The sequence below is a fragment of the Pelagibius sp. genome, assembly GCF_028289705.1.
GTDB lineage: Bacteria > Pseudomonadota > Alphaproteobacteria > Kiloniellales > Kiloniellaceae > Pelagibius.
In genome coordinates, this window is the sequence record NZ_JANQOI010000095.1 from 1 (window position 1) to 6,701 (window position 6,701).

Consider the following 6,701-nt stretch of genomic DNA (forward strand, 5'->3'; position numbering starts at 1 on the left):
GCCGAGACGACCCTGGTTTCCGGCCCCAGCCAGTTGCCGGACCCGCCGGGGCTGAAGACCCTGCACGTGGAGACCGCCGCCGAGATGCTGGCGGCCTGCCGGGCAGCGCTGCCGGTTGAGATCGCCGTATGTGCCGCCGCGGTCGCCGACTGGCGGCCCGCCGCCGCGGCTCAGCAGAAGATGAAAAAGAACGGCGCGCCGGCGCCGCTGGAACTCACCGCCAACCCGGACATCCTGGCCGAACTGTCACAGGCCGGCAGCACGCGGCCCAGTCTGGTCATCGGCTTTGCCGCCGAGACCGAGAATATCGTCGCCCATGCCCAGGCGAAGCTGGCGCGCAAGGGCTGCGACTGGATCCTGGCCAACGACGTGGCGCCGGAGAGCGGCACCTTCGGCGGCGAGACCAACCGCATCCACCTGGTGCGCGCCGAGGGCGTGGAGCCCTGGCCGCAGATGACCAAGGCCCAGGTGGGCGACCGCCTGTGCCGCGAAATCGCCGCGACCCTTGGACGGGAATAGGGACCTGCATGACCGCTTTGACCGACAGTGCCAAAATGAACCATAGCGACGTTGAAACCGGCGACAGCCACCGCCTGATGGTCGCCGTCAAACGCCTGGACCACAGCGCGGACCTGCCGCTGCCGGCCTATGCCACCGAGGACTCCGCCGGCATGGACCTGCTGGCCGCCATCGACGAAGACCTGGTGCTGGCCCCCGGGGAGCGGCGGCTGATTCCCACCGGCATCGCCATCGCCCTGCCCGCCGGCAGCGAGGCGCAGGTCCGCCCGCGCTCCGGCCTCGCCCTGAAGCACGGCCTCACGGTCTTGAACGCGCCGGGCACCATCGATGCCGACTACCGCGGCGAGGTGGGGGTGGTGCTGATCAACCTGGGCCAGGAGCCCTACACCATCACCCGGGGCAGCCGCATCGCCCAGATGGTGGTGGCGCGCCACGCCCGCGTCGCCTGGAGCGCGCGGGAGGATCTCGAGGACAGCCGGCGCGGCGCCGGCGGTTTCGGCTCCACCGGCACGGGCGCAGACGTGGCAGCCGTCGCGGCGGCGGCTCCGGCCGCGAACCAGGCGTCCTAGGGCGGCGCGCCCATGCTGCGGCTCTCCAAGAAACTGCTCTTCGCCATCGAGGCGGTGGTGGATATCGCCTATCACGCCGGCTCCGGCCCGGTGCGCTCCACCGATGTCTCGCGCCGCCAGGGCATTCCGCGGCGCTACCTCGAACAGGTGCTGCAGCAGCTCGTCCACCACGGCATCCTGGCCGGCCAGCGCGGCCCCAAGGGCGGCTACCGCCTGGCCCGGGAGCGTCGGCGCATCACCGTGGGCGAGATCATCCGCATCGTGCGCAAGCTGGAGGGCACCATCGACCCCGCCAGCGAGCCGGACGGCTCGGAGATCGGGGTGAAAGTGGTGCGACCGATCTGGATCGACATGCAGCGCGAGATGATGCAGCGGCTCGACAATCTGACCATCGAGCAGCTCTGTGCCCGCGCGCGCGACTCCGGCATCATGAGCGAGGCCAAAAACGTTCCCGATTTCACCATCTGATCCACGAAACCCAGCCGCGCCAGACCAGGAATACCCATGGAAGGGACCAAAACCATAGCGCCGCAGCCGCAGGGCCGGGACGCCGGCGGCGACAGCTGCGAGTTCCGCGGGCGGGTCTATGACTCGATCCTGGAGACCGTCGGCGCCACCCCGCTGATCCGCGTTGCCAAGCTGGCCGCCGCCCACGGCGCGGTCGCCGACGTGGCGGGCAAGTGCGAGTTCTTCAACCCCATGAACTCGGTGAAGGACCGCATCGGCCTGTCCATGGTCGAAGCCCTGGAGGCCGACGGCCGCCTCAAGCCCGACGGTGTGATCGTCGAGCCCACCAGCGGCAACACCGGCATCGCGCTGGCCTTCGTCTGCGCCGCCAAGGGCTACCGCCTGATCCTCACCATGCCGGAGACCATGTCCGTCGAGCGGCGCAAGATGCTGCGCCTGATGGGTGCCGAGCTGGTGCTTACCGACGGCGCCAAGGGCATGAACGGCGCCGTCGCCAAGGCCGAGGAGATTTTGGCCGAACATCCCGGCGCGGTGATGCCGCAGCAGTTCAACAATCCGGCCAACCCCGACGCGCACTTCCACACCACGGCGGAGGAGATCTGGCGCGACTCCGCGGGGCGGGTCGATGCCGTGGTTTCCCCGGTCGGCACCGGCGGCACCCTGACCGGCGTCGGCGCCGCCCTGAAGGCGCGCAAGCCGGACCTCCAGATTATCGCCGTCGAGCCGGAGGACAGCCCGGTGCTCTCCGGCGGCCAGCCCGGCCCCCACAAGATCCAGGGCATCGGCGCCGGCTTCATCCCCGGCAACCTCAAGACCGAACTGATCGACGAGGTGGTGCGCATCGGCAACGACACCGCCTTTCGCACGGCGCGCGAGGCCGCCGCCCTGGAGGGCCTGCCCGTCGGCATCTCCTCCGGCGCCGCCCTGGCCGCCGCCCTGGAGGTCGGCGCCCGGCCGGCGATGAAGGACAAGCTCATCGTCGCCATCCTCCCCTCCTTCGCCGAACGCTACCTCTCCACCGACCTCTTCGAGGGGATGTAGGGGGCTTGGCGGCCCTTAACTGAATGTCATGCTCGGACTTGTTCCGAGCATCCATCGTGGTGACAGGCTTGGGCCTTGGCCTACTACGTCTACATCCTCGCGAGCCAGAAGAACGGTACGCTCTACATCGGCATGACCAACGACTTGGTGCGACGCGTTCACGAACATCGCGAAGGGCTCGTTGCCGGCTTCACCAAACGCCATGGCGTCAAGAGGCTGGTCTATTTTGAGATCTACGCGCAGCCAGAGCCGGCTATCCAACGCGAGAAGACGCTGAAGCGCTGGCCTCGAGAGTGGAAAATCAACCAGATTGAGCGTGAAAACCCAACGTGGGAAGACCTTTACGAGGGCTTGTGCGGTTGATGAATGGGCCTTCGGACCAAGCCCAAGGGTGACGGTTGGAGTGGCCGATCTGGACGCCGCAAGAAAACAATCGTCATGCTCGGGCTTGTTCCGAGCATCCACGGGCCTGCCAGACCGGAACCAAGCTGGCGAGGCTCCAGCGCCCGGCGCAATGGACCCTTGGAACAAGCCCAAGGGTGACAGTTTGGCGGGTGGCTGCCGCCCGCTCACCGCCCCTTTGTCCTTTTGGCCCAACGCGCTAACATCCTTCCCATGGACTTTTCGGACGATCAGATCGACCGCTACGCGCGCCACCTGGTACTGCCGGAGATCGGCGAGGAGGGGCAGGCGCGGCTGCTGAACGCCCGGGTGCTGGTGATCGGCGCCGGCGGGCTGGGCTCGCCGCTGCTGCTCTATCTGGCCGCCGCGGGCATCGGCACGCTCGGGATCGTCGACGACGACGCGGTGGACCTCTCCAACCTGCAGCGCCAGGTGCTCCACGACACCGCCAACATCGGCATGTCGAAGGTGGAGTCGGCCCGCCGCCGCCTCGCCGAGATCAATCCGGAGGTCAAAGTGGAGGCCCACGGCGCCCGCCTGACGCCGGACAACGCCCTCGACCTGGTCTCACGCTACGACTTGGTAGCCGACGGCTCCGACAACTTCCCCACGCGCTACCTCGCCAACGACGCCTGCTACCTGGCGGGCAGGACCCTGGTCTCCGCCGCCATCATGCGCTTCGACGGCCAGCTCTCCACCTACAAGGCGCACGAGGACGGCGAGAAGCCCTGCTACCGCTGCCTCTTCGGCCCGCAGCCCGGCGACCCCAAGGAGAGCTGCGCCGACGTCGGCGTGCTGGGCGCGCTGGCCGGCAGCCTCGGCGCCCTGCAGGCCAACGAGGTGATCAAGGAGGTGCTGGGGATCGGCGAGAGCCTGGCCGGCTCCCTCTTGCTGTTCGACGCCCTGGCCACCACCTTCCGCAAGGTGCAGGTGCCGCGCGACCCGGCCTGCGCGCTCTGCGGCCCCCAAGCCACCATCCGCGACCTCAAGACCCTGGACTACCGAACCGGCGAGGCGCTCTGCGCGGTTTAAGAGAAACTCACCGGACACAGAGCTCTCAGCGAGATCTCATTTGAAGTCAAATCGAGACCACCAACAAAAACTTGACGCTACAGAAAAGCATCTGCCGATCTTTCTTGGCATCAGCAGGCGAGCTGCTAGGCAGGGACACGAGTGGAATGTTCTGGGACTGTCCAGGGTGGTCACTCTGCCATTCTTTCCTCAGTCTTTGAGCGGCCTGCAGTGCGTGATTGCGCTGCATCGGGATATGCTTAGGTCGATCGAAAACCTCAGCTTTCGGATAACCTTCACCGACGACTCGGATCCTTCTAACCAAGCGTATATTAATCAGAACCTGGTTATCTCAAGTGTTGAAAGCGCCGGCGAGGTGGCAATCAACCAATCTGGTTTTGCGGTAGGCCCACATCTCATGGGTGAATCTCAGCCGTACGGTTGGGGGTTTTTGTCAGGGGTCGAAACAGAGCCGGGAGCATATGAGTTTTGGCCCATGCCAGCACCACCTTTGCTGGTCAAGAAACCTTGCAGAGTGATGGTGGATTTGGAGATCGCCAACCAAAGCTATCGTTTGGGCGAAGTTGTTTGTGGATTCGTCGAACCGTTGCCAATTGGCGATGCGGAGCGCCGCGCCATCGCAAGTCGTCCAAATGCACCGAAGGCGGTTGAGTTCAACCTCAACTGTCGTGCATGCAACAGCGTGCTTCAAGTCTATGTACTGCTAAACCCAAGCGAACCTGTCCCAAAGAGAATCAAGCCCAACGCCTTTGATGTTTCCGAAGCGCCAAATGAATGGGCGTGCCAATGTGGTCAGAGTGTGCTTGATCTCTCTTATCTGAAGAGAGGCATGCACGATTTGCTCCGACACCCTCAGACTTCACCGAATGAGAGGGCGCCTCTGAATTACACACCACTCTATGAGTCTGGTCGCATTCACTCTCTAGTTGGCGAGTATGAGGAACTGATCTTGTCCTCACCCGCCGAAGAGGAAGTGCAAAAGTTCCTAGAGAACAATCCGTTGCTGTGGTCATTTCTATCGCCCATGAAGATCATTCACAAACCCAGCGTACTCACCAGGAAGAAGGCCGATTTTGGCATCCTGACGACTCAGAACATTCTCTATTTGATCGAGATCGAGAAACCTACCACACGTCTGGTCAACAGAGATGGATCCATCGCCGCGGATATCATGCGCGGCGCCAATCAAATTCGCGACTGGGAGCTAGTCGTAGATGATCACCGTCTGGCGCTCCTAGCCGAGCTCGGTTTGAAGGAAGTCGAGGTTCGCGAGATTCGGTTCATTCTAATCGGTGGACTTGTCCGAGATGTAGACGCCGTAGGACTAGCCAAGCTGCGCCGTTCTCCATTAGCTTCGAAAACTCAGTTTTTGTGCTTCGATGATCTTGGCTCATCTCTCCATACGATGGCAGCGCAGCTCCGGGGCCTCTGACGAACGGCACAATCCACAGTACTTTATCTACAAGCCATCCGAGTCTTAGGATCCGGACTACCGAACCGGCGAAGCCCTCTGCGCGGTTTAGAGTTCCAGCACCATATGGTCCTCGGCGACCGTCTCTCCCGCGTGGCGGAGGGCGTCGGGCTCGTGGCCCCAGACGCGGAAGCCGGTGCGCGCGTAGAGCGCCTTGGCTTCCGGCGCGGCTGCGCTGACGCTGAGCCGCACCGAGGTGACGCCCTCCATCGTCCGCGCCTGCGCCAGCGCCGCCTCGAGCAAACGCTTCCCCAGCCCCTGCCCGCGCGCCGCCGGGCGCACATAGAAGCCCCAGAGGTTGACCTTGTGCGCCGCCTTGGCCTGCGGTTCCCGGTAGAGCCCGGCCATGCCTGCCAGCTCGGGCGCGAAGGCACCGAGGACGACGGCCCCCGTCTCCCCCCGCAGCATGGCGCGCACCGCTTCCAGTGAGACAGCGACGTCGCTCTCCGGCGAAGCGAGGAAGGCCAGCGGCGCCTCAGTCAGCGCCTCGCGGCGCAGCGCCAAGAGGGCTTCGGCTTCGCTTTCGCGCACTCTGCGAACCTCGGTGGGGCTCACGGCTTGTCGCCTCCATCTTGATCCCCGGCCAGAAAGTCCGCGAAGCTGAGCTCGGGTGCGCTCTCATCGTCGTAGGACCGGATGCCACCGGGTCCGTAGACGATGTGCTTGCCCAGGCGCGGGAAGTGGCCGATGTCCAGGCCGCTGTGCTCCCCGGCCATGAGGTAGACAAGGTCCTCGCCGTAGGGGTTGCTGAGGTTGTGCGGCGGCCCGCCGGGAGCGGGAAAGCCCATGAAGTCGCCGGGGCCCACCTCAAAGACCTCCTCGCCGATCTCCGCCCGGCCGCGCCCGGAGAGGATGTAGAGGAACTCCTCGTCGCGCTCGTGGCTGTGGTAGACGAAGCTCTCCTTGCCCGGCGGAACCCGCGCCAGCGTCAGGGAGAGGCGCGCCAGACCCGCCAGCGGTGCCAGGCGCTTCAGGTAGACGTCGGACTGCGGATTGAAGGGATGGCGGATGTGGAGTTCCGGCAGCGCGGCGATCTCGGCGGCGGTCAGCAGCGGCTTTACCGCAGGGGTCTCGGCCATGAGGGGCTCCTTCTTTGAAAAGCAGCGGTGCGGCTTCCGCAAAGGCGCTCGGTTGTGGAAACGCTGAAACGGACGAAAGCCTCCGTTTCGAAGACAGGCGAAATAGCATAGCCTCTCGCC

9 protein-coding genes are annotated in these 6,701 nt (G+C 65.0%); 7 read left to right on the forward strand and 2 right to left on the reverse strand.

Translation table 11 applies throughout. The features are described 5' to 3' along the window. The 7 genes from Q0996_RS12805 to Q0996_RS12835 form a co-directional block, all read left to right on the forward strand. Window positions 1-519: phosphopantothenoylcysteine decarboxylase (locus tag Q0996_RS12805; protein WP_299620052.1), on the forward strand; the 519-nt coding region annotated here is incomplete at its 5' end. A gap of 35 nt (window positions 520-554) precedes the next feature. Continuing rightward, window positions 555-1,088 (forward strand): dUTP diphosphatase, encoded by a 534-nt coding sequence (gene dut / locus Q0996_RS12810; protein WP_299620075.1) that lies wholly within the window; start codon window positions 555-557, stop codon window positions 1,086-1,088. Window positions 1,089-1,100: 12 nt separating this feature from the next. Further along, window positions 1,101-1,556, forward strand: a complete 456-nt coding sequence (locus Q0996_RS12815) for an Rrf2 family transcriptional regulator (RefSeq protein WP_299620055.1) — start codon at window positions 1,101-1,103, stop codon at window positions 1,554-1,556. A 36-nt stretch (window positions 1,557-1,592) separates the two neighbouring features. Continuing rightward, window positions 1,593-2,597: a cysteine synthase A gene (cysK, locus tag Q0996_RS12820; protein ID WP_299620058.1), complete on the forward strand. Its 1,005-nt coding sequence runs from the start codon at window positions 1,593-1,595 to the stop codon at window positions 2,595-2,597. Between the two features lie 75 nt (window positions 2,598-2,672). Beyond that, a complete protein-coding gene (locus tag Q0996_RS12825; protein WP_299620060.1) occupies window positions 2,673-2,960 on the forward strand; it encodes a GIY-YIG nuclease family protein in 288 nt (95 codons plus the stop codon). A gap of 252 nt (window positions 2,961-3,212) precedes the next feature. After that, window positions 3,213-4,031, forward strand: a complete 819-nt coding sequence (locus Q0996_RS12830) for a molybdopterin-synthase adenylyltransferase MoeB (protein ID WP_299620063.1) — start codon at window positions 3,213-3,215, stop codon at window positions 4,029-4,031. Window positions 4,032-4,071: 40 nt separating this feature from the next. After that, entirely contained in the window at window positions 4,072-5,463 is a 1,392-nt protein-coding gene (locus Q0996_RS12835; RefSeq protein ID WP_299620066.1) for a Shedu anti-phage system protein SduA domain-containing protein, read from the forward strand. Between the two features lie 87 nt (window positions 5,464-5,550). Here the strand turns inward: Q0996_RS12835 and Q0996_RS12840 are convergent, their stop codons facing one another. Together Q0996_RS12840 and Q0996_RS12845 are read right to left on the reverse strand one after the other, a co-directional pair. Beyond that, a complete protein-coding gene (locus tag Q0996_RS12840; protein WP_299620069.1) occupies window positions 5,551-6,057 on the reverse strand; it encodes a GNAT family N-acetyltransferase in 507 nt (168 codons plus the stop codon). Further along, entirely contained in the window at window positions 6,054-6,581 is a 528-nt protein-coding gene (locus tag Q0996_RS12845; RefSeq protein WP_299620072.1) for a cupin domain-containing protein, read from the reverse strand. Before Q0996_RS12845 ends, Q0996_RS12840 begins: the two co-directional genes overlap by 4 nt. Window positions 6,582-6,701 lie beyond the last annotated feature (120 nt).

Excerpts from the sequence above, each read along its gene's own strand:
- dut (WP_299620075.1), top strand. The coding sequence starts at position 555 with ATGAACCATAGCGACGTTGAAACCGGCGACAGCCACCGCCTGATGGTC.
- Q0996_RS12815 (WP_299620055.1), top strand. The coding sequence starts at position 1,101 with ATGCTGCGGCTCTCCAAGAAACTGCTCTTCGCCATCGAGGCGGTGGTG.
- cysK (WP_299620058.1), top strand. The coding sequence starts at position 1,593 with ATGGAAGGGACCAAAACCATAGCGCCGCAGCCGCAGGGCCGGGACGCC.
- Q0996_RS12830 (WP_299620063.1), top strand. The coding sequence starts at position 3,213 with ATGGACTTTTCGGACGATCAGATCGACCGCTACGCGCGCCACCTGGTA.
- Q0996_RS12845 (WP_299620072.1), bottom strand. The coding sequence starts at position 6,581 with ATGGCCGAGACCCCTGCGGTAAAGCCGCTGCTGACCGCCGCCGAGATC.